1 protein-coding gene and 1 pseudogene are annotated in these 441 nt (G+C 69.4%); both read left to right on the top strand.

Features of this window, described 5'->3' with window-relative positions:
* A partial coding sequence (locus tag AB0C16_RS40635; protein ID WP_357691542.1) for a hypothetical protein occupies positions 1-187 on the top strand: 187 nt, incomplete at its 5' end.
* A 43-nt stretch (positions 188-230) separates the two neighbouring features.
* Positions 231-441 (top strand): annotated as a pseudogene (locus tag AB0C16_RS40630) (orotate phosphoribosyltransferase); the annotation flags it as partial.

Genomic DNA, 441 nt, shown 5'->3' with positions numbered 1-441 from the left:
GACGGTGAAGAGCCGCAGCGAGTGGGTGGTGATCTACGACGAGCAGGAGGAGGCCGTCTGCGTGGAGACGCAGTCCGGGCCGCCCAACGGACTGAACACCCTGCCCCGGCTGGTGACCCCGATCGACCCGCTGGAGATCGCGACGACCTGGAGCTGGACACCGCTCCGGGGCGATGACCGGCCGTAGGGCCTGGCCCGGGCCCCGGCCCGTACCGCTTACCCTCGTGGACATGACTGACGTACGCGCTGACCTGCTCAAGCAGATCAAGGACAAGGCCGTGGTGCACGGCAAGGTGACCCTCTCCTCGGGGCTGGAAGCCGACTGGTACATCGACCTGCGCCGGATCACGCTGGACGGCAAGGCCGCGCCGCTGGTCGGCCAGGTCATGCTCGACGCCACCGCCGAGCTGGACTACGACTGCGTCGGCGGGCTGACCCTGG

It is taken from the genome of Nonomuraea sp. NPDC048916 (assembly GCF_040649575.1).
Classification (GTDB): Bacteria; Actinomycetota; Actinomycetes; order Streptosporangiales; family Streptosporangiaceae; genus Nonomuraea.
This window is presented reverse-complemented; position numbering and strand designations above follow the sequence as displayed.